Consider the following 20263-nt stretch of genomic DNA (forward strand, 5'->3'; position numbering starts at 1 on the left):
GGCTACCTTGTTAATTATTATTCATTTTTTTGCTAAGCGCCGCTTTCCGCTCTTTAATCGCTGCCTCAATCTTGTTTTTTGCTTCGGCCGGAAGTTTATTGAAACTTAAACTTCCGCTTTTTTCATCATAGTAAACCATAGCATCATTTGTCTCTCCGAGCAATTCTTTATCAAAGTTGAAACTTAAGAGTTTATCCTTATATGATACGTTTTTTATTTTATCAAGAGTGGATTTATTGATAACGAACTCTGAGGGAATGCGCATGTTTTCATTATTTAAATGTTGCATGAATCCTTCAATTATTTCGTTTCTTTTATCTTCTTCGAGCGAAGTCAATTGTGCTGCTGCGATATCTGCTATGTCAGTAAGTTTCGCTGGTTGATCGGCACGGTTTGTTTCATCTAAATATCTTATAACTTTATTACGAAATGCTTCAGCAAAGGGTTTTGAATCAACATCTTTTTTAAAAAAGTTTCGTGCTTCTCGAGGTAATGCACGTGTTGCTGCTGAGGATGCTATCCCTTTATCACATCCTAACGCCGAGATAAAATAAGCTGATGCAGATTGCCCCTTAGTTTTACTAACAAAACTTAAGAATGTCAGTTCCGTACGGGCTGTTTCATCTGCGGAGAGATATTGATTGTAAAGATGAAAGTTGATTTTTGCTGCTTGATTAATATTGCTGAGATCTAGATGAATCATTTCCTCAGGCTCAAGTGCCGGACTGATGCGCATTCCACCTTTCTTTTTTATCATGGTCACGAGAAGAAATCTTACGCCATTGGATATGTAATCAGTAAAAACAATATATCCACCTGATGGCCAAGATTGACCTTTTGCGCTTTCAAATAATTGCTTCATAATTGATATGGAAAGGTTTATAAAATCTTTGGAACTATAATTTGTTAATGAAAAATAGTTATTGAATTCATCTGGTATAGGCCCCCTGTCATTATCCTTTTTAAAGATACCGTAATGCGCTGTATTTCCTCTTGAGCCATACAGTTTAATGACATCTTCAACTAACTTATTAACTATCTTATTTTCTTTATCTAGCTCTGTTTTCCTTAAGTTAAACGGATTCTCATAATCAAAATCATTTCCACTTTCTTTAATTAATTCATGGACAATTACATGCTTGATATCAGGTTTGCTCATTTTTTGTGCAGATCCTTGTTGCAAAGTGTTTCGTTCTAGCATAAAGAAACACTAACGCGTACGCAAAATATATCGTAACCTGTTAAGAGTGGTTTCTACGCCACAGACTTAAAACGAGTCGAAAACCTCGCCACGACGAGGTTTTGTCGTATTTGAGGCTGCCTAAAGGTGGCCTTTTTCAAATCCGCGCCACGCTCGGCGCAGTTCATCCACAGAGCCTTTCAGGGGGCAGCCATAGGGAACAGTCGATGTGACTGTCTCTGCGGGCTGATCATTCCTGATGGCCTTTGACAGAGTGATTTTTTTCATCGGTGCTATAGTTAATCTGGCATTCGATAATGCTCTCGATACATAAAACACTTGGTGGGGATACACCAACTTCGCAGAGACAACTGCATGACCCATGACCAGCAACCCAATGCTGGTCTTTTTTTTCCGCCATTAGCTCAACTGGAAAGAGCACGGAGCTTCTACCTCTGTGGTTCGGGGTTCGAATCCTCGATGGCGGACCAGAGAATTACTTAATTAACGATTTAGTATTTCTAACACTATCACTCACACCGCCGCCATATAATCAAATCCTCACACTGAGGAGATAGCAATGAAAGAAGGTTTCTACTGGATACAGCACAACGGCAGAGTGCAGGTAGCTTACTACACCGATGGTGTCACTGAGGATCTTGAAACGGGCCAGACAATAACTGGTGTCTGGCATCTGACACGAGGTGATGATATTTGCCATAACGGTGAGGCTGAAGTGATTGAAGGCCCACTGTCTGTGCCATTGAAATGAATATATTCAACTGATTACTTGGCAGATTCTTTGTACTGCACATATGCTATTTAAGCATCCTGCGGAATGGATGTGTTCTGAAAGCATTTTGGTGGTGAATCCCCCTATGCGGAGGGGCGTTCCAGCAGTTACCTGAAAAGGAAACCTCTCAGACGCGGGAATGTTTGCTGGAGTAATTCTCACCGGGAGGCACCCGGCACCACTCTCTAAGCTATTGCCAACTTAGCAACTATGCCTGCTGTCCGAGCAGGCTTTTTTTTGGCCACACAGATAAACTATTGACCGCATGAATATAACCTGAGTAGGTTATGCATGTGGTGAATCCCATCTAAGCGATGGGGCGTCTGGTTAACTGCTATGTGCAGGTATGCGCGCGACTTTGATAACCAGAGATAAGTCACCGGGAGGCACCCGGCACCACGATAACAATAATATCGAATTGATAATTCCTTGAGAGCCTGCTTTAAACAGCAGGTTTTTTTTGCTCGTTTCCCGAAGTTACGGCTACGCTAAAGAAGAAGGGGATATATCCGCTGGCAGGTGGTTCTCCTGAACCATCAGTGAATCGGCCTCGATACCCGGACGTCACTACCTGTCTTTCGGATGATCTCCTTTCTACCTTCTTGTGATAATCATCACTTTAGCCTGCTCTCGCGAGCGGGCTTTTTTTATTCCCCTCAAATTTCCTGAGAGGGATCACAGCAATAAGAGGGGGCTTAATGTCCGATCCATTAACCGGCACCGGCGCTGTTCTCGGCGGCGGCCTGCTGGGTTCAGTCCTGTACGGCGTCTTTACTCATACAGATTTTGGTGTGGTGTTCGGGGCGTTTGGTGGTGCGGTGTTCTACGTCGCGACAGCCACAAACCTGTCCCGCGCCCGACTGGCAGCATATTTCCTGACGTCGTTTATCGTTGGGGTGCTCGGGGCAGGACTTATTGGCTCACTGCTAAATGCAGCTTCGCACTATGAAAAACCGCTGGATGCACTGGGCGCAGTGATTCTGTCTGCCCTGTGTATAAAAATCCTCACTTATCTTAACAACCAGGATTTGAACAACGTGTTCAAGTTTTTCTCGCGGTTACGCGGGGGAGGGGGAAATGGCAATTGACCCGTCAGCATTCTTTAATGCGTTTATCTGTGCGGCCATAGTTATCGTGCTGATGTTTTACCAGCGACATGGCGCCCGGCATCGCCCCTTTATTTCTGTCATGGCGTATATAACCGTGCTGGTTTACGCCGCGATCCCCTTGCAGTTCATCTTCGGCCTTTATCGTGATTCCAGTTGGCTGGTGGTGGTCGCAAACATTCTTATCTTCGCCGCCATCCTGAAGGTTCGTGGAAATATGGCGCGGCTGGTTGATCGTCTGAGGCACTAATGAACCAAACACAATTTCAGAGGGCGGCTGGTATCAGCGCCGGGTTAGCTGCGCGCTGGTTTCCACATATCGACGCCGCTATGAAGGAATACGGCATCACCGCACCGCTCGATCAGGCCATGTTTATTGCCCAGATGGGGCATGAAAGCACCAGATTTACCCGGCTGGTGGAGAACCTGAATTACGCGGTTGAAAACCTAGTACCGACGTTCGGTAGCCACCGCATCACGCAACAGCAGGCAGCAGCACTTGGCAGAACAGCAACGCAACCGGCAAACCAGAAAGCGATCGCTAATCTGGTTTACGGCGGTGAATGGGGAAAAGAACACCTTGGCAATCAGGTAGCCGGTGATGGCTGGAAATATCGCGGTCGCGGGCTGAAACAGGTTACCGGCCTGAGCAACTACCGCAGTTGTGGCCATGCTCTAAAACTTGACCTTGTTAGCCATCCGGAGCTGCTTGAACAAGATGAATACGCCGCGCGCTCAGCTGCATGGTTCTTTGCCTCCCGCGGTTGCCTGCTTCATTCCGGCGATGTTGAGCGCGTTACGCTGCTAATCAATGGCGGCCGCAACGGGCTGGATAAACGCCGCGCACTATTTAACCTGGCGAAATCCGTTCTGGTGTGAGGTGAATGTGGGGATCGAAACGATAATCGGACTGGTCGCATTGGTTATTTCCGCTATCGCCGGAGCTTTTGGCCTAGGCCATATTCGCGGCACCAGCAAAGCTGAAGTGAAAGCCGACCAGCAGCGCACCGAAGATAACGCAGCGGCAACGGTCGCAGCAGCCGAACGCCGGGTAGAAGCTACGAAAGAGGCCAGCAATGTACAGCAGACTGTTAACCATATGCCTGGCGACGATGTTGATCGCGAGCTGCGGGACAACTGGACCCGTAAGGGTTGAGGTAGTGGATACCGCTTGCGATTGGATTAAACCCATTTACGGCACAGCGCACGACTGGGATGTGCTAGACCGCCAGACGAAGCGCGACATCCTGGCGCATAACAAAGCGTGGCAGGCGAACTGCCAGAAGTAGGAGTTATGCATGCTGCTGTTGATAGTTCCGTTGCCTTCCGCGAGCTGAGGTACCTCCAAGCTGTTCTGTGGATTAATCCTTTAATGTTGACCATTCAAAAGGCGAATAACCAGTTGAGTAGTCTCCGGATCTTGAACGAAGCAGAGGAATAGAGCTGAGAAGAAGCGTGAGACCTAACGTGCGGATTTAACACTTTAAGATTCACATTTTGTAAACTTTTGCTATATTGCATCTGATGCCAGCGGTCGTTTCCTTATTAGAATAAATTGTTATCGTGTTGGCAGTTTTTTTATGACTACACGGAATGATGCTATGTCAGAAGTTGCAGCGGAGCTAGCCGAGCAGACTTGGCCTGATTTTTATCCAAATGGTGTTCCTCCAAAAACGGCTGTAGATGCTGAGGGTGAGTTTTATCGTTTGGTTAGAGCTAACCCTCCGACTCCAAATTGTTTCCTTTCTACCCATGAAGAGTATCCGAATAGACATAAAAAATGTCGCGGAGAAGCTCTCCAGTGCGTATATGGCACATCTTTTTTTTCTGAAGAACGAGGTGCTAAAGATGCAAAGGCTAAGTTTCCAGCGGCGTTAGGTGATCGTACCGTCGCTAAAGGTAACGTCATGCCATTCATGGGGGTCATGAAAAAGACTTTTGCGGATCCTGCTCACTATACAATATGGCTTAAGGTAAATAGTTGTATCCATGAGCATTTTGCTTGTTTAGGAGAAGGCGCATGAGTAACGTTTTTCTGCCTAATACAATGATGGGGACTCTGCGCTATAAAAGGGTGTATGAGTTTTTCGAAGAACCGCGTTTCTTTTCAGCAGAAAATGAAGTTAATTCATTATTTGTTGTTTATTGGATTGGTGAAGACGAGGACGCCGATAGCTGGTATGTTATCCCTGTATCTCCAACGCGATTGGAGTTGATTGAAAGAAAAAGAATTGATTTGCGTTCAGTTTTAATTGATCAGGAACAATCATTTTACTATGAAGTACGCGCCCCTTATGATCGGGAAGTTGCGCCTACATGGAATGTTAAAAGTGTAGATGCCATCTATGATAATGCTTTGCCAGCTCAGGGGCTGTTTATTAGCTCTGTGGTTCCTGTCTTAGAAAATGGTCGAATCGGTGAAGCAATTAAATATTCAACACATGAGATTCATTTAGAAAAAAGCTCAAAGAAAAGCGCTGGAAATTTGGTGCTAAGTCACGTTTCTAATGTGTGTGATAGCTTTAGTGCGTTATATGATAGTTTGCTGGAGTTTAGCGGTCTCAAAGATAAGCTACGTCCAGTTGATGCTCGTCCTGGTTCGTTCATTCTTTCATTCCAAGCTGAAAAGCTGAACGCCTATGAAGAGATTTTACGTGATTTGAGCGCTCTTATTGAGCGTCGTGCTGATATAGTTGATTTCATACAAAACAAAGGGATAGACATCCAAGCCTTTTCTGATTTGCTACAGTCAATTGTATCGACTGGAACAAATATGGAATTAAAAAGCAATCAGACTGGTGAGGTTGTATTTCTGCTGACTAAAGCAGGAGCCGAGTTCTATCTTAGGGTAATAAGTAGGATGTCTGCTCTTGCAGTTAGTGGACATCAAATTCCGCAGGCAGATACTTTAGAAAAGGTTTTTAAAGTTGTTGAAGTCAAATGGAGTGGTGAGCCTTGTACCGTAGAGAATACAGGTTTGCAAGAAAGACACGTCTATTATTACCTTCATGCTGCAAAAGTTTTAGGATTGCTGAATGCTAATGGCCATGTAACTGCGATGGGGCAAAAATTAATTCAATCTGGACAAGAGAACCAATATAAAATTGCTGCGAGATGCTTTGAGGTGAGTCATATTGGTTGGGCTTGGATTAACTGGTCCGAAGTTGAGAATTTATCCCAAATAGATCCTGATACAGCTGAGGAATTTTTACTTGAACAGTGCAACTCATTAAGTAAAGACACTATTGCCAGAAGGTCGCGTACTCTTAGACATTGGGGTAAAGAGCTTAAGGAAAAATATACCCCGCTCTAATTCCAAATATATAGTATAGCAATTCCAGACCCCGCTAATGCGGGGTTTTTTGTTGATAATTTCTGCCATTTGCGCGGGTCCTCCTATCGATTATGGACACCGAGGGGGCGAGGACACGCGGGAAACGGCTAGTTTTTTGCATTTTATGGGTTTCATCATCATCTGTTTAACCTCTTGATATTTCAGTCCTGATCATTAGCAGGATGTCGAAATGACTATTTTTTGTTCACCATCATGGATAACGAACTCAAAAATTTTCGGCTGAATATCAGGCAGCTGGCAGCCATTACCGATCTGCACCGCCAGACGGTCGCGAGCAAGCTTGCAAATGTTCAGCCGGCACCGGGCAGCAATCCGAAACATAAGCTTTATGCCATCACAGATATCCTCAGGGAATTGCTGACGAGTACCACACCGTCGGAGCTGGTGGACGTCGATAAAATGCTTCCCCCTGATCGTAAAGCCTGGTTTCAGTCGGAGCGTGAAAGGCTCAAGTTTCAGCAGGAAACAGGGGAGCTGATCCCGGCGTCAGAAGTCACCAGAGAATTTTCCTCCATGGCAAAAGCAATGGTTCAGGTGCTGGAGACGTTACCCGACATTCTTGAACGAGACTGCGCCATGACCCCTTCCGCAGTTGTCAGGGTGCAGCAGGTTATTGACGATCTGCGCGACCAGATAGCCCTCAAAGTTGAGCAGGCCGACTCACCAGAACAGGAGGATATGCCAGAAGAGGAGTAAATCATGCGACAGGCCACGGCAGCGGAAGTCAGGCGTAACGCTTCCGCCATTCTCAAAGCCCCGCGCCGTATGCCTGTGGCTGAGGCGGTTCAAAAATTTATGCGCGTACCTATGGGAGCCGGTAACTCGGTACCGTGGGACCCTGCTGTCGCTCCCTATGTGATCGAGCCAATGAACTGCCTCGCGATGCGTGAATACGATGCAGTGGTGTTTGTTGGACCTGCACGAACGGGGAAAACGATCGGCCTGGTGGATGGCTGGGTTGTATACAACATTGTCTGTGACCCGTCCGATATGCTCGTCGTTCAGATGACCGAAGAGAAAGCGCGTGAGCACTCTAAAAAACGTCTGGCGAGAACGTTTCGTGTCAGTCCTGAAGTGGCGAAACGCCTGAGCCCGTTGCGAAACGACAACAACGTGCATGATCGTACTTTTCTGGCGGGCAACTATCTCAAGATTGGCTGGCCTTCCATCAACATCATGTCCTCGTCAGATTTCAAATGTGTAGCGCTCACCGATTATGACCGCTTCCCTGAGGACATCGATGGCGAGGGTGACGGTTTTACCCTGGCTTCCAAGCGTACCACCACCTTTATGTCCGCCGGGATGACTCTGGTGGAGTGTTCGCCAGGCCGGGACATTCGCGACAGCAAATGGCGCCGAAAGTCTCCCCATGAAGCACCACCAACGACAGGCGCGCTTTCGCTGTACAACCGTGGGGATCGCCGTCGCTGGTACTGGCCGTGCCCGCATTGTGGTGAATACTTTCAGCCTGCGATGGAGGCGATGACCGGATACCGTGATGTACCTGATCCGGTAAAAGCCAGTGAGTCGGCTCATCTGCTTTGTCCGCATTGCAGCACCATTATCACCGCAGATAAAAAGCGCGAGCTTAACGGGGTGGGTGTCTGGTTGCGTGAAGGTCAGAGTATTGACCGGGACGGCAAGATCTCCGGTGAGCCACGCCGTTCGCGCATAGCGTCGTTCTGGATGGAGGGGCCCGCAGCCGCGTACCAGACCTGGGCACAGCTGGTATACAAACTGCTGACTGCTGAGCAGGAGTATGAGGCTACCGGCAGCGAAGAAACCCTCAAGGCGGTTATCAACACTGACTGGGGGCTGCCATACCTGCCGCGCTCGGCCAGCGAACAGCGACGCGCCGATGTGCTGATGCAGCGTGCGGAGGATTACGGTAAACGCCTGGTTCCGCCGAAGGTGCGTTTCCTGCTGGCGGCCGTCGACGTTCAGGGCGGGAAAAAGCGCCGTTTCGTCGTGCAGATAATTGGTTATGGCGAAAACGGTGAACGCTGGCTGGTGGATCGCTACAACATCCGCCAGTCCCTGCGCTGCAATGAACATGGTGAGGCGGAGCCAGTCCACCCCGGCGCGTATCCGGAGGACTGGCAGCTGCTGGTCTCCGATGTGCTGGAAAAAACTTACGTACTTCAGTCCGATCCGACGCGGCGTATGCCGGTGCTGGCTATGGCCGTCGACAGCGGCGGTGAGGAAGGGGTGACAGATAATGCCTATAAATTCTGGCGCCAGTGTCGCCGGGATGGTCTGGGTAAACGTGTCTATCTGATCAAGGGCGACAGCACAAAACGCCAGAAAATTATTACCAAAACTCACCCGAATAATACCGAACGCAGTGACCGTCGCGCTGATGCGCGTGGCGAGGTGCCGGTGTATCTGCTGCAAACCGACCTGCTCAAGGATCAGCTCAGCAATAACCTTGATCGTGAGACTCCCGGAGCAGGCTATATCCATTTTCCCGACTGGCTGGGGGAGTGGTTCTACGAGGAACTCACCTACGAAGAGCGCGGCGTGGATGGCAAATGGCGTAAGCCAGGCAAGGGCGCCAACGAAGCCTTTGACCTGTTCTGCTATGCCCACGCCGTCGCGGTTCTGCGCGGCTACGAAAAAATTCGCGACTGGGAAAAACCTCCTGCATGGGCTGAGCCGCAGGATCTCAACCCAAATATTCATGAAGGGGAGCGCCCCCGGGAGATAACCGTGAAAAAAAACAAAACCGTTCAGCCGCAAGTCAGGGCTGAGCCTGAGAAAGAAAACACGCTTTCCGGCAGCTGGCTGGGATCTTCCGGTAGGGGAGGAGGCTGGCTGTGAAGAAAGACGACATCTGGAGAACGCTGGTGATGGTGCGCCAGGCCTACCAGGACTCGCTGGACGGCAAGAGTATTTCTTTCACCGGCGTAAACGGTCGCGCCATTACCAACCACGATCCGAAAGCGCTACGCGATGAGCTCGAATACTGGGAACGTCGCTGGCGCGAGGTCAACAGCCGTGGTGGTTCGTACAAACTCGCTAACTTTCTGTAAGGCGTTCTATGGGCATTCTTGAAAGAACACTGAGGGCAATTTCCCCCGGGTGGGCCGCGGCACGCGAGCGGGATCGACTCCGGCTTAATGCGTATGAAGCGGCAAATCCGTCACGGCTGCACAAGGCGAAAAAGCAAAGCCAATCGGCGGACACCTCTGTGTTTGCAGCAGGTCAGTCCCTGCGGGAACAGGCCCGGTGGCTTGATGAAAACCATGATCTGGTGATCGGCCTGTTCGACAAAATGGAAGACCGGGTAATTGGTGCCCACGGGATCCATGTTGAGCCTCAGCCTCTCGATCTGGAGGGGAATCTTCATTCCGATTTCGCCGGGAAACTTTCGGCGCTCTGGGCTGAATGGTCCGTGCGTCCTGAGGTGACTGGCATGTTTACCCGCCCGGAAGCTGAACGCCTGCTGCTGCGTTCAGCACTGCGTGACGGGGAAGTGTTCACGCAACTGGTCAGGGGGAATGTGCCAGGCCTGCAACATTCCACCTCCGTACCGTTCTCGCTGGAAATGCTGGAGGCGGATTTTGTTCCGTTCAACCTTAACAGCACCGCCGGCCAGCAGGTTCGCCAGGGCATCATCGTGAACGACTGGGGGCGTCCCGTCGGCTACCGCGTTTACAAGTACCACCCGGCAAATATGACGCGGTTCAGCGCTGAACTTAAAACCGTCTCAGCTGAAAACATGCTTCACCTTGCGCAGCGCAAGCGTCTGCACCAGCTGCGCGGTATCAGCCTGATCCACGGAGTCATTACCCGTCTTTCTGACATCAAGGATTATGAAGAGAGTGAACGCGTCGCCGCCCGTATTGCCGCCGCGCTGGGGTTCTATATCAAGCGCGGTGATGCGCAGTCTCTTGGTGACGACGGGGAGTTTTCACCTCCCGGCGGCCAGCGTCATTACGATATCGCCCCGGGCATGATTTACGACGATCTGCGCCCGGGTGAAGACCTAGGCATGGTGGAATCAAATCGCCCGAATGTTCACCTCTATGAATTCCGAAACGGACAGATGCGGGCCGTGGCCGCAGGCACGCGCGGCAGCTATTCCAGCATTGCCCGGGACTATAACGGCACCTACAGCTCCCAGCGTCAGGAGCTGGTGGAGAGCTTCGAAGGGTACAACGTCCTGCAACAGTGGTTTGTCGGCCAGCACAGCCGGCCCGTTTACCGCGCATGGCTGGCGATGGCGTTGCTAAGTGGCGTTGAAGTGCCGCCGGATGTAGATCCAAATTCTCTCTATAACGCGCTTTATCTCGGCCCGGTGATGCCGTGGATTGATCCGGGGAAAGAGGCTAATGCCTGGAAAGCCATTGTTCGTGGCGGTGCTGGTACCGAAGCGGAATGGGCACGGGCGCGGGGTAAAAACCCGCAGGAGGTTAAACGCCAGCGACTGCGTGAAACCGAATTTAACCGTCAACACGGGCTGGTGTTTGATTCCGACGCCGCCAACGACAAAGGAGCGATGCCAGATGCAACGGCAAAACCAAAAGACGATCGGCGCGAGCCGGACGATGATGATTAACCCCCGTGCCAGCCTAGCGGGTGTCGATGCGGCAAACGGTCAGTGCTGGTACGAATTCCGCGCGCTGTCTGCCGGGCGCGTCGAAATCTTCCTCTATGACGTGATCGGCGGCTGGGGCATCACAGCCCAGCAGTTCGTCGCGGACTGTAAAGAAGCCGGGGTGTTTGACGCCAGCGCGGTGGATTTGCATATCCACAGCCCCGGCGGCGATGTCATGCAGGGATTTGCCATTTACAACACCCTGTCGCGGCTGAAAGCGAAAGTGGATATCTGGGTAGACGGGGTGGCGGCCAGCATGGCCTCAATGATTGTCTGCCTGCCTGGCGCCACGGTGCACATGCCGGAAAACGCCTGGATCATGGTCCACAAACCGTGGGGCGGGATCGCCGGGGATTCTGATGACATGCGTGATTACGCCGCGTGGCTTGATCGTAACGAAGCCCTGATGCTCAGCGCCTATATGAATAAAACGGGACTGGGGCAGGAGGCGCTGGAAGCGATGCTGAAAGCGGAGACCTGGCTTAACGGGGCCGAGGCAGTGGAGAAAGGTTTCGCTGACACGCTTGAACCTGAACTACAGGCTGCGGCCTGTGTGAATGAAAATAAACTGAAGGATTACCAGAACATGCCAGAACAGATTAAATCTCTTTTTACGCCGCGCGCCGAAGCTCCGGCGAATCAGCCACAGCAGCCTGCTCCGGTACAGCAGCCCGCACCGGTACAGGCGAACCTTAATCCGCCAGCGCCACAGCAGCCCGCGCAACAGATGACTAATATCGATATCACTGCGCTGGCCCAGCAGCTGCAACAGCAGATGCAGACGGCAAACGCGGAACGCGTGAACACGGTTTCCGCTGTTTTTGAGGCGTTCCCGACCTTCGCGACACTGAAGGCGGAATGTCTGGCCGACTTCTCCTGCACGGCGGAAAAAGCCCGTGACAGACTCCTCCAGGCGCTGGCGGCAGGAACTACGCCGAGTGCCGGTCCGGGTGCTATTCATCTTTATGCCGGAAACGGCAATCTGGTCGGTGACTCCATCCGTGCTGCGGTAATGAGCCGCGCGGGCTATGCGCAGGCTGAAAAAGATAACGCCTACAACGGTTATACCCTGCGTGAACTGGCGCGAGCTTCCCTTGTGGATCGCGGGATCGGTATTTCAGGCGCAGGGACTGCACAGGCGATGGTCGGCCTTGCGTTTACTCACAGCAGCAGCGATTTCGGTAATATCCTGATGGATGTGGCGCACAAGGCGGCGCTGATGGGCTGGGACGAGGCCACAGAGTCATTCGAACAGTGGACCCGTAAAGGCACCCTGACTGATTTCAAAACCGCGCACCGCGTCGGTCTGGAATCACTTGCATCGCTTCGCAAGGTCCGCGCCGGGGCGGAATATAAATATGTCACCATCAAAGATCGCGGCGAGCCGATTGCGCTTGCGACCTACGGCGAACTTTTCAGCATTGACCGCCAGACCATCATTAATGATGACCTGGACATGCTGACCCGTATCCCGCAGGCAATGGGCCTTGCAGCGCGTGCCACCGTGGGCGATCTGGTGTGGGCAGTTCTGACCAGCAACCCAAAAATGTCCGACGGCAAGCCGCTGTTCCACGCCGATCATGGCAACCTGGTCTCCGCCGATCTGAGTATCGAAGGCCTGGATACGGCGCGTAAGGCGATGCTGCTGCAAAAATCAGGCGACCGCCGTCTGAATATTCGCCCGGCCTACATGCTGACGCCAGTGGCCATCGAGTCCCGCGCTAACCAGCTGATCAAATCTGCAAGCGTATCGGGCGCGGACGCGAACAGCGGTATCGTTAACCCGATCCAGAACTTTGTGACGGTGTCCTCAGAGGCTCGCCTCGATGACAGCAGCCCGACGGATTACTACCTGACCGCTGCACAGGGACGCGACACCATTGAGGTGGCGTATCTGGACGGTATTGATACGCCATACCTTGAGCAGCAGCAGGGCTTCACCGTTGACGGTGCCGCGTTCAAGGTACGCATCGATGCCGGGGTGGCACCGCTTGACTGGCGCGGCATGGTTAAAGTCACCAAAAAATAACGACCGTCATCTGACGGTTTTTTATTACGGGGCGGCGCGTGCTGCTCCTTTTTTGTCTGGAGAGAAAAATGGCGAAAAATTATCAGCAGGATGGCAACACCCTTGATTTTCAGAATACCGGTGCGACCGATATTCATTCGGGTGACGCCGTGCTTTCAGGTGCGCTGGTGGGCGTTGCTCACGACGACATTCCGGCAGGGTTGTGGGGTGTGCTGCATACCACGGGGGTGTTCGTCCTGCCAAAGGCAGCGGAAGCGGTTACTGTCGGGCAGAAGCTCTATCTGGCAGACGGTAAACTGACTGCTGAAGCGGGTGAGGCGGCGGCTCCGAATCCTCTGGCGGGCACGGCCTGGGCTGAGGCGGCGGCGGATGCGGATTCTGTTTCGGTCCGGCTTGGTTACTGATGAACCGCTTTCGGCAACGCCTGTTAAAAGCGGATGCCCGGATATCCCGGGCATTTGCCGAAGAGGTGCCTGCTGTCCTGTCTGTCGGCGCTGAGTTGCGTCCTGTTACCGTGATTTTCGAGACGCCTGATGTCCCGGTTGACGTGCCCGGCGGGGGGCAAATTCAGGATCGCTCTCCGGCCTTCAGCGCGATGACCGCCGATATCGTGGGGCTTGAGAAACACCACGGCGTGGAGATCAACGGCACGGCTTATCGTGTGACGCACATTGGCGCTGATGAAGAAGGCCGCACCCGCGTCACGCTGGCGTATGGCGCACCGGGTAAGGTGCAGCCGGACATCAATAAGTGGAGCTGATATGGCGCGTGAGTCCAGACTGCGGCGGGATTTGCCCGTCGATATCGATGTGGATGCCATCTGGCGGATAGCGGAGCACATCGGTGCCACCCATAAACAGTTTCGGGCAGCGTATTCCCGTGCGCTGAAACGTACCGCCGCCACCTTGCGTAAAAAAGCGATGGCTGACCTGAAAGACGGGCTGGCGCCGCGCAGCCTGGATCTGGTGCGCCGGCGTCTGCTTTCCTTTCGTCTTGATCGCGCTTCTCAGTCACAACTGGATAATTTTCGTCTCTGGTTTGGTCTCAATGCCATCAAGGTAAAAGACCTGAAAGGCAGGATTAACGGGCGGGTCAGGCCTCACCATACCCGGCGGGATAAATCCACCGGGCGGTATATAAAGGCACGGCGCCAGGCAGAAAACGCCGGATTCACCCCAAAGGGCAGCCTGCTATCCCCGCGCACATTTGAAAACGGGGAAGTGGCGCGCTCCCGCCGTGAAAACCGCCGGACGGTGGTTATTCGCGATCCGGATACCCGTCGTACCCGCGAAGCGGAAGTCGATATTTATGAGCCGATGCTGAACTACATCGAAGATAACGCCTTTGCGGAGGCGATGGAGATTTTTATGCATCACTTTGAAACCGATCTGCGCGGGCGTGTGAAAGCCCGTATTTCTGTCTGAGGTTGACTATGGCCGAGCCATTACTGCTGGGGCAGTATCACGATGCTGTCACCGGCGCGCTGAAAAAAATTGCGTGGGTGCGTGACGCCGATGCCTACCCGGAAAAAAATGTCCCCCGTTTTACAGGGCTGACCACCCCGGCGGTCTATTTCTCCATAAACGGCTGGGAGCAGGGCGGCGGCAACGAGGGGCAGCTTAATGTGAATCTGTCCTGCGATTTGTTCGTTGTGGTGGACGCGGCAGGCGCTGGCGTCAGCCGACCCGAAATTTTCCTGCGCACGGCGGCGGCGGATATCACGCAGTGGATTGACGGCCAGCAGTTCGGCCTGACCAGTCTTGAGCCAGCCGTCTTTATCGATGCGTCACGCGATGAGTTTGATCCGCGCATGGATGATTACCTGGTCTGGCGGATCTCCTTCAAACAATCAGCCGCCTTTGGTGCGGATCCGTTTGCACAGCTGAATGCCCCGCTGAAAGCAGCCTGGCTGGGAAAAGCACCGGATATCGGCCAGGCACATGTGGACGATTATCAGCTGATTTACGAGGCGAAACCCGATGAGTGATATCGAGGGCGATTTACAGCGCCGCCTGGCGAATATTGTGCGGCGCGGGGTTATTCATTCCGTTAAGCATGATGGTATACCGAAGTGCCGGGTGGATCTGGGCGACATCACCACTACCTGGCTGCCGCTTTGCCAGGGCTTTTCCGGGGCAAACCGGGCTGACTCCAATCCGTATGCGGTCGGGGATGCGGTCACTGTGCTGTCGGAGGCGGGCGAGCTTAATAATGGACGGGTGTTTCCCGGCTGGAATACCGGCGGTCTGCCGGTACCGGAGGGCAGCGACAGCGAACATATCACCCGCTACGGTGACGGTACCGAGATCCGGTATGACCGCGCCGCGCATGCCCTGACCATCACGCTGGCGGAGGGCGGGACCTACAAAATTATCGGAAAGGGAACGCTCGATGGTCCGGTGGAAATCACCGACACCCTCACAGTTCAGGGCGTTACGCAAATCAATTCCGACACGAATGTGAAGGGAAACATCGGTGCAACACAGGAAATTTCTGACGGTACCGGGAAAATGAGCGGGATCCGCGAAACCTACAACGGCCATGACCATAAAGAAAATGGTGATGGCGGCGGAACCACGAATCCCCCCAATCAAAAAATGTGACCTGCCGCGGCAGGTTTTTTTATGCCTGGAGAAAATAAATGGCGAATTTACATGGTGTGGAAACGATCGAACTGACATCCGGTACGGTCGCGGTCACGACGATCCAGACGGCCATTATCGGCCTGGTGGGTACTGCGCCTGATGCCTCTGCCGGAACGCCGGCCAGTGCCAGCACAGGAACCCCAATTCTGGATAACGTTGTGGATTTTGCCGCGACAGTTGCTGGCAGGGCAGGAAACGTGGTGGTGGTTGAGGCTGTAGCCAGCATCCCTGATGAAGAAAATCCCGCAGCGATTGAGACTTCTGCTGCCTGGAATGCGGAGGCATTAACGCTGACTATCACGCTTGGCTGCGATGAAACCGGCAAGCTGACGGCAACCCCTTCAGCAGTGGCCACTGCCGTGGGCGCGGTGGATGATGTGGCTGTCACCGCAACGGGAAGCGGGAGTGGCGTAGTCACACCGTTCCGGTTGCAGCTGGCAGGCGGCGAAGATGAACCTTTCCCGCTGAATACTCCTGTGGCGATTGTCGGAACCTCGATGCTTTCCCGGCTCGGTGAAAAAGGCACGCTGAAACAGGCCCTGATGGAAATCAATGACCAGCGAAATGCCCTGACGGTGGTGGTACGTGTGTCTGAAGAAGCCGATGCAGCGAAACAGCGTGCGGCGGTGCTGACAGGGATCGGCGCGCTGTCAACTGCACGATCCGTGACGACGTACCAGCCCCGTATCGTGATTGCGCCGGGGTTCAGTGAGGATGATGCCGTGGGCAAGGCTCTGGAAACCGTTGCCGGCAAGCTGCGGGCGGTGGCGTATGTTGACTGTGCCGCTGGCGCTAAGCTGCAAGAAGTGGTCCAGCGCCGACAGTCCTATGGTACCCGCACCGAGCTGCTGCGCCCGCGCGTACAGGTCAGCAATGCCGACGGCCAGCTGGTCTATCGTCCATATTCTGCGTTTGCGGCGGGGTTGCGTGCCCGAATCGACTTTGAAAAGGGCTGGTGGTGGAGTAAATCCAACCAGGACATCAATAACATCCTCGGGGTGGAACAGATCGACGAGTTCATTCTCGGCGATGAAAACTGCGATGCAAACCTGCTCAACATGCAGAACGTCTCTACCATCATCCGCCGGGCAGGGTTTAAGCACTGGGGCAACCGTCTGTGCGGTACCGATCCACAGTGGCGCTTCGAATCGGTTCGCCGAACCGCAGACGTCATCGAGGACAGTATTCAGGAAACGATGCTGGAATACGTTGACCGTCCGCTGGACCGGGAGAATGCCGACGACATTATCGGCACCATTAACGCCTATATGCGCCAGCTGGTCGGCCTCGGAGCCATTTTCGGTGGTCGCGCCTGGCTGGATGAAGAACTTAACACCGCTGAGAGCATGGCGGCGGGCGTGCTGTACATCAACTATGACTTTGGTCCGAAATCGCCGACTGAGCTTATCAGCCTGCGCGTCCGGGTGAATAACAACTATGCGCTTGAGGAGATGCTGGCAGCATGAGCGAAAAAAACACATTACGCGTCTGGACCTTCTTCCGGCAGGGGATCCGCATACAGGGGGCGCATGAATTTACTCCGCCGGCATTGTCCATTGTCAAAACGGATTTGCGTACCGGCGCACAGGATGCGCCGTCCCCCGTTGATGACGGTATGGAAGCACTCACCTGTCAGCTGAAGTTTTACGGTGTGGACGTGGATATGCTGACCGCCTTCGGTTTTGTCAGCGGCAGCCGGCCGCGCTTTACGGCCTATCAGGGCTATCTGGCTAACGGTACCGCGCTGGGTACTATCGAGGAGATCGAAGGCTTTGTGCAGACCGTCACTCCCGACGCGCGTGGCAAGGACAGCCTGTCCGAAAATGCCGTCACGGTGGAAATCGCCGTGAGCTATTACCGTCAGACTAAGGACGGTCGCGAGCTCTTTGAGATTGATACTGAGCGCTTCTCGCGCCGGGTGAATGGCGTGGATGTTCTGTCCGGTCTGGCGGCAAAAGTACGGCTGTAACTTCAAACAATCTTACAACGGCCTGCGGGCCGTTTTTTTATGGAGATCAACATGTCTTTTCCTGGTGAAACACGCGTTATTAAACTGTATTCCCCTGTTTCCTTTGAGAACGGTGGCCTGCTCGAACAGGTGACGCTGCGCGAGCCGCTGGTACGTGACCGCATTGCTTTTTCCAAAGACCGCGGCAGTGAAGAAGAAAAAGAGGCGCGCATGATTGCGCTGCTGTGCAACCTCAGCGAACAGGATATCTGGCAACTGACTGCGGCAGATTATGCCCAGCTGCTGGACGCGTTTAACGTTTTTATGCTCCCGCCCGAGAAGCGACCGAAAGAGGGCTGATGCGGGCGATACGTTTTCTGGGACGGCGCCTGCATTTTCCCATGACGGAATACCTGGATATGCCGTTCAGTGTGTTTTCGGATTTTATCACCGACGAAGTGGAGGCGGTAAATCGTGGCCGGATTAAGCCAGAATCTTAAGGCCGTCATTACCTTTGGCGGCAATATCGACAGCTCCTGGAGCCGTTCAGCGAACAGCCTGCAAAAAAGCCTGAAGGACGTCGGAAAGCAGTCAGAAAAACTGACGAAAGACCAGGTCAGGCTGGCGGCTGAGATTAAGCGCGCGAAGCTGGCCGGGCAAAGTCTTGGCGATCTTAAACGGCGTTACAGCGACGTCTCCCGTGAAATCCGCAAGACGGAGGCCGAACAGCAGAAGCTGAATCAGCAGATGCAGAAGACGCAACGGCTGGCCGCCTTCAAGGGGGCAGGGAAAGGGCTGTTTCGCCGTGGGCTCGGTATGGCCGGACAGCTGGGCGGGATGGTGGCTCCCGGGCTGGCGATTGGCGGCGGTGGCGTGGTGGCTTCCGCCCTGGGCACCCTGATTGCACCTGCGGCCACCAACGCAGAAACGGCCCGACGGGCTGGCGTGGCGAAAAGTTATGGCGTCGATATCCCGACGTTTGATGCCTGGGACACGCTCGCGAAGCAGTACGACATGAACGGGGAGAACATCGGCGACCTGTTCGAGGAGTATCTTCACAAGGCAGGAGAGTACAAGCAGAACGGCAAGCAGGGTTCCCTTCAGGATGCGTTTGAAACCCTGGGGTTTAAGGCGGGGGATTTTGCCGGCCTCAGCGATATGGCGCAGTTCGAAAAAATCGTCGAGCGTGCGCTCAGCATGCAGGACGAGTCGAAAGCGTCGTTTGCACTGGATTCGCTGTTTGGCGGCGAGGCCAGCAAACTGCTGATGTTGCTGAAGCAGTCCGGCAAAAGCTACCGTGACCTGATGGACGAGCAGCGGCGTTATAACCTCGTCACGAAAGAGGGGGCTGAAGGGGCGACGGAGGGCAACCGCGCCATCACCAGCCTGCGCACGGTCTTCTCCTCCGCTGTAGCGGAAATCTCAGGGCAGCTGGGAAACGAGCTGGCACCGGATATCCGCCGGCTGACGGATGATATGGCGGAGTGGTTTAAGGGGGGCGGGATCAAACGTATTGTCAGTTTCCTGCGTAATGATCTTTACCCCGGCGTGCTGACGTTCGGTCAGGGCATTGTGTTCGTCGGGAAAGTGGCCTACGCGCTGGCAAAAAAACTGTCCTGGCTTTTACCGGATGAGCGAAGCGATCAGCGGGACGTGCTCAAATCGCTGGCCATGACCGGCTCGGTTGATATTGCGCGCATGACGGCGCAGCGCAATGGTCAGGGCGAATGGTTTGAGCAGCAACTGAAGGAAAACCCGGAGCTGCCTGATGATGTAAAAACATCGTACCGGGACACCCGGGGATTTTTCCGCGACGATGATGACACCTTCAACCATACGCTCGATAAATACGTGACGCCGGAAAGCAGCGGCGCGCCGTTCTCCTGGGATTCAGCACTGAACCAGAACCAGGAGACGTCTGTGCAACCGGGACATGAAACATCCGACAGGACTGCCGGCGCCTGGAATAATTACAGACTTCCTTCCTTTCCCTCGCTTGAAAAAAGTAGCGTCTGGCCCGCAGCGGAAAAACCGAAGGGATCCGCAGACAACATCTCACCGGATAAGCCGGTGGTCAATGTCGATGTTTATCCTTCCCTTAACTGGACAGCACCAGAGGGAAGAACTGAGGAGAGATCGGAATACCCTTCACAGCGTATCCCTGATGTAAAGGGAAATTCAAAATACCCGACACAGCGTATACCTGATGTGAATGTTGATGTCGATTCGTTACCGGGTACTGACAAAGCGCAGGGATCATTCACGAATAACGAACGCTACAGGGATAAAAGCGCAGACGTATTGCTCTTAACGCCTGAGATTAACTCCCGACAGTCTCCTGATCCTGTTTCTGACAGACCGGCAGAACTGTCAGGTGAAGTGGAAAGCAGTTACTGGGAAACATTACTTCAGAAGCTGGATTTTGCGGACAAAGCGCCACCTCCCCGACAACTGACCGACAACCGTCGTTTCGAGTTTCATTATGAGATACATGGCGCACCTGGTCAGGACGAAAGGGCGATCGGGGATGAAGTTGTCGCGGTGACTAAAACCAGTCCGGTATTTAACGGTGACAGCAGCATGCTGGACGGAGGACAAATCTGGTGA

Annotated in this window: 22 protein-coding genes and 1 tRNA gene; 22 read left to right on the forward strand and 1 reads right to left on the reverse strand. The window is 53.2% G+C overall.

Annotated elements, in window-relative coordinates; genetic code table 11:
• Positions 1 to 10: 10 nt before the first annotated feature.
• Entirely contained in the window at positions 11 to 1159 is a 1149-nt protein-coding gene (locus SK50_RS11410) for a nucleoid-associated protein (protein WP_048229437.1), read from the reverse strand.
• 435 nt (positions 1160 to 1594) lie between these two features.
• Between SK50_RS11410 and SK50_RS11420 the strand changes: the two genes are divergently transcribed.
• From SK50_RS11420 to SK50_RS11525, 22 genes are all read left to right on the forward strand, one after another.
• Positions 1595 to 1671: transfer RNA gene (locus tag SK50_RS11420), tRNA-Arg, on the forward strand.
• 89 nt (positions 1672 to 1760) lie between these two features.
• Entirely contained in the window at positions 1761 to 1952 is a 192-nt protein-coding gene (locus SK50_RS11425; protein ID WP_045344159.1) for a hypothetical protein, read from the forward strand.
• Between the two features lie 719 nt (positions 1953 to 2671).
• On the forward strand, positions 2672 to 3061 hold the full coding sequence (locus SK50_RS11430) for a phage holin family protein (RefSeq protein ID WP_017384387.1): 390 nt from the start codon (positions 2672 to 2674) through the stop codon (positions 3059 to 3061).
• Positions 3051 to 3329 (forward strand): phage holin family protein, encoded by a 279-nt coding sequence (locus tag SK50_RS11435; protein ID WP_048229440.1) that lies wholly within the window; start codon positions 3051 to 3053, stop codon positions 3327 to 3329. Before SK50_RS11430 ends, SK50_RS11435 begins: the two co-directional genes overlap by 11 nt.
• Complete coding sequence (locus tag SK50_RS11440; protein ID WP_048229442.1) at positions 3329 to 3958, forward strand: glycoside hydrolase family 19 protein; 630 nt, start codon at positions 3329 to 3331, stop codon at positions 3956 to 3958. Before SK50_RS11435 ends, SK50_RS11440 begins: the two co-directional genes overlap by 1 nt.
• Before the next feature lie 7 nt (positions 3959 to 3965).
• Positions 3966 to 4235 carry a hypothetical protein gene (locus tag SK50_RS11445; protein ID WP_047051639.1) on the forward strand — a complete coding sequence of 90 codons (270 nt, stop codon included), beginning with the start codon at positions 3966 to 3968 and terminating at the stop codon, positions 4233 to 4235.
• A 445-nt stretch (positions 4236 to 4680) separates the two neighbouring features.
• The gene (locus SK50_RS23870) at positions 4681 to 5103 is read left to right on the forward strand and encodes a hypothetical protein (protein ID WP_156171092.1); all 423 of its coding nucleotides are present in this window, start codon (positions 4681 to 4683) and stop codon (positions 5101 to 5103) included.
• Positions 5100 to 6392 carry a DUF6575 domain-containing protein gene (locus SK50_RS11455; RefSeq protein ID WP_048229444.1) on the forward strand — a complete coding sequence of 431 codons (1293 nt, stop codon included), beginning with the start codon at positions 5100 to 5102 and terminating at the stop codon, positions 6390 to 6392. The genes SK50_RS23870 and SK50_RS11455 overlap by 4 nt, the downstream gene beginning before the upstream one ends.
• A 234-nt stretch (positions 6393 to 6626) precedes the next feature.
• Positions 6627 to 7130: a DUF1441 family protein gene (locus SK50_RS11460; protein WP_048229445.1), complete on the forward strand. Its 504-nt coding sequence runs from the start codon at positions 6627 to 6629 to the stop codon at positions 7128 to 7130.
• Positions 7131 to 7133: 3 nt separating this feature from the next.
• Positions 7134 to 9254 (forward strand): phage terminase large subunit family protein, encoded by a 2121-nt coding sequence (locus SK50_RS11465; RefSeq protein WP_075553098.1) that lies wholly within the window; start codon positions 7134 to 7136, stop codon positions 9252 to 9254.
• Positions 9251 to 9466, forward strand: a complete 216-nt coding sequence (locus SK50_RS11470; protein WP_048229448.1) for a hypothetical protein — start codon at positions 9251 to 9253, stop codon at positions 9464 to 9466. The genes SK50_RS11465 and SK50_RS11470 overlap by 4 nt, the downstream gene beginning before the upstream one ends.
• 8 nt (positions 9467 to 9474) lie before the next feature.
• Entirely contained in the window at positions 9475 to 10995 is a 1521-nt protein-coding gene (locus tag SK50_RS11475) for a phage portal protein (protein WP_023299860.1), read from the forward strand.
• A complete protein-coding gene (locus SK50_RS11480) occupies positions 10943 to 13063 on the forward strand; it encodes a ClpP-like prohead protease/major capsid protein fusion protein (protein ID WP_255353955.1) in 2121 nt (706 codons plus the stop codon). Before SK50_RS11475 ends, SK50_RS11480 begins: the two co-directional genes overlap by 53 nt.
• Before the next feature lie 68 nt (positions 13064 to 13131).
• On the forward strand, positions 13132 to 13467 hold the full coding sequence (locus tag SK50_RS11485; protein ID WP_048229451.1) for a DUF2190 family protein: 336 nt from the start codon (positions 13132 to 13134) through the stop codon (positions 13465 to 13467).
• Positions 13467 to 13823 carry a head-tail joining protein gene (locus SK50_RS11490; RefSeq protein ID WP_023303463.1) on the forward strand — a complete coding sequence of 119 codons (357 nt, stop codon included), beginning with the start codon at positions 13467 to 13469 and terminating at the stop codon, positions 13821 to 13823. The genes SK50_RS11485 and SK50_RS11490 overlap by 1 nt, the downstream gene beginning before the upstream one ends.
• Position 13824: 1 nt before the next feature.
• Complete coding sequence (locus SK50_RS11495) at positions 13825 to 14487, forward strand: hypothetical protein (protein WP_023299864.1); 663 nt, start codon at positions 13825 to 13827, stop codon at positions 14485 to 14487.
• A gap of 8 nt (positions 14488 to 14495) precedes the next feature.
• Positions 14496 to 15050 carry a hypothetical protein gene (locus tag SK50_RS11500; RefSeq protein ID WP_048229452.1) on the forward strand — a complete coding sequence of 185 codons (555 nt, stop codon included), beginning with the start codon at positions 14496 to 14498 and terminating at the stop codon, positions 15048 to 15050.
• Positions 15043 to 15666 carry a phage baseplate assembly protein V gene (locus SK50_RS11505; protein WP_032619493.1) on the forward strand — a complete coding sequence of 208 codons (624 nt, stop codon included), beginning with the start codon at positions 15043 to 15045 and terminating at the stop codon, positions 15664 to 15666. Before SK50_RS11500 ends, SK50_RS11505 begins: the two co-directional genes overlap by 8 nt.
• Before the next feature lie 38 nt (positions 15667 to 15704).
• A complete protein-coding gene (locus SK50_RS11510; RefSeq protein WP_048229454.1) occupies positions 15705 to 17174 on the forward strand; it encodes a phage tail sheath family protein in 1470 nt (489 codons plus the stop codon).
• Positions 17171 to 17677, forward strand: a complete 507-nt coding sequence (locus SK50_RS11515; protein WP_023299868.1) for a phage major tail tube protein — start codon at positions 17171 to 17173, stop codon at positions 17675 to 17677. The genes SK50_RS11510 and SK50_RS11515 overlap by 4 nt, the downstream gene beginning before the upstream one ends.
• A 51-nt stretch (positions 17678 to 17728) precedes the next feature.
• Positions 17729 to 18016, forward strand: a complete 288-nt coding sequence (locus SK50_RS11520) for a phage tail assembly protein (RefSeq protein ID WP_023299869.1) — start codon at positions 17729 to 17731, stop codon at positions 18014 to 18016.
• A gap of 114 nt (positions 18017 to 18130) precedes the next feature.
• Positions 18131 to 20263 (forward strand): AAA family ATPase, encoded by a 2133-nt coding sequence (locus SK50_RS11525; protein ID WP_045340846.1) that lies wholly within the window; start codon positions 18131 to 18133, stop codon positions 20261 to 20263.

This window comes from Enterobacter sp. BWH64 (assembly GCF_001037645.1).
GTDB classification, from domain to species: Bacteria; Pseudomonadota; Gammaproteobacteria; order Enterobacterales; family Enterobacteriaceae; genus Enterobacter; species Enterobacter hormaechei_C.

Coding starts and splice junctions, on each gene's coding strand:
- SK50_RS11465 (WP_075553098.1), top strand. CDS start 7,134: ATGCGACAGGCCACGGCAGCGGAAGTCAGGCGTAACGCTTCCGCCATT.
- SK50_RS11515 (WP_023299868.1), top strand. CDS start 17,171: ATGAGCGAAAAAAACACATTACGCGTCTGGACCTTCTTCCGGCAGGGG.
- SK50_RS11430 (WP_017384387.1), top strand. CDS start 2,672: ATGTCCGATCCATTAACCGGCACCGGCGCTGTTCTCGGCGGCGGCCTG.
- SK50_RS11500 (WP_048229452.1), top strand. CDS start 14,496: ATGGCCGAGCCATTACTGCTGGGGCAGTATCACGATGCTGTCACCGGC.
- SK50_RS11520 (WP_023299869.1), top strand. CDS start 17,729: ATGTCTTTTCCTGGTGAAACACGCGTTATTAAACTGTATTCCCCTGTT.
- SK50_RS11505 (WP_032619493.1), top strand. CDS start 15,043: ATGAGTGATATCGAGGGCGATTTACAGCGCCGCCTGGCGAATATTGTG.
- SK50_RS11440 (WP_048229442.1), top strand. CDS start 3,329: ATGAACCAAACACAATTTCAGAGGGCGGCTGGTATCAGCGCCGGGTTA.
- SK50_RS11410 (WP_048229437.1), bottom strand. CDS start 1,159: ATGAGCAAACCTGATATCAAGCATGTAATTGTCCATGAATTAATTAAA.
- SK50_RS11475 (WP_023299860.1), top strand. CDS start 9,475: ATGGGCATTCTTGAAAGAACACTGAGGGCAATTTCCCCCGGGTGGGCC.
- SK50_RS11455 (WP_048229444.1), top strand. CDS start 5,100: ATGAGTAACGTTTTTCTGCCTAATACAATGATGGGGACTCTGCGCTAT.
- SK50_RS11480 (WP_255353955.1), top strand. CDS start 10,943: ATGCAACGGCAAAACCAAAAGACGATCGGCGCGAGCCGGACGATGATG.
- SK50_RS11460 (WP_048229445.1), top strand. CDS start 6,627: ATGGATAACGAACTCAAAAATTTTCGGCTGAATATCAGGCAGCTGGCA.
- SK50_RS11495 (WP_023299864.1), top strand. CDS start 13,825: ATGGCGCGTGAGTCCAGACTGCGGCGGGATTTGCCCGTCGATATCGAT.
- SK50_RS11490 (WP_023303463.1), top strand. CDS start 13,467: ATGAACCGCTTTCGGCAACGCCTGTTAAAAGCGGATGCCCGGATATCC.
- SK50_RS23870 (WP_156171092.1), top strand. CDS start 4,681: ATGTCAGAAGTTGCAGCGGAGCTAGCCGAGCAGACTTGGCCTGATTTT.
- SK50_RS11435 (WP_048229440.1), top strand. CDS start 3,051: ATGGCAATTGACCCGTCAGCATTCTTTAATGCGTTTATCTGTGCGGCC.
- SK50_RS11425 (WP_045344159.1), top strand. CDS start 1,761: ATGAAAGAAGGTTTCTACTGGATACAGCACAACGGCAGAGTGCAGGTA.
- SK50_RS11510 (WP_048229454.1), top strand. CDS start 15,705: ATGGCGAATTTACATGGTGTGGAAACGATCGAACTGACATCCGGTACG.
- SK50_RS11485 (WP_048229451.1), top strand. CDS start 13,132: ATGGCGAAAAATTATCAGCAGGATGGCAACACCCTTGATTTTCAGAAT.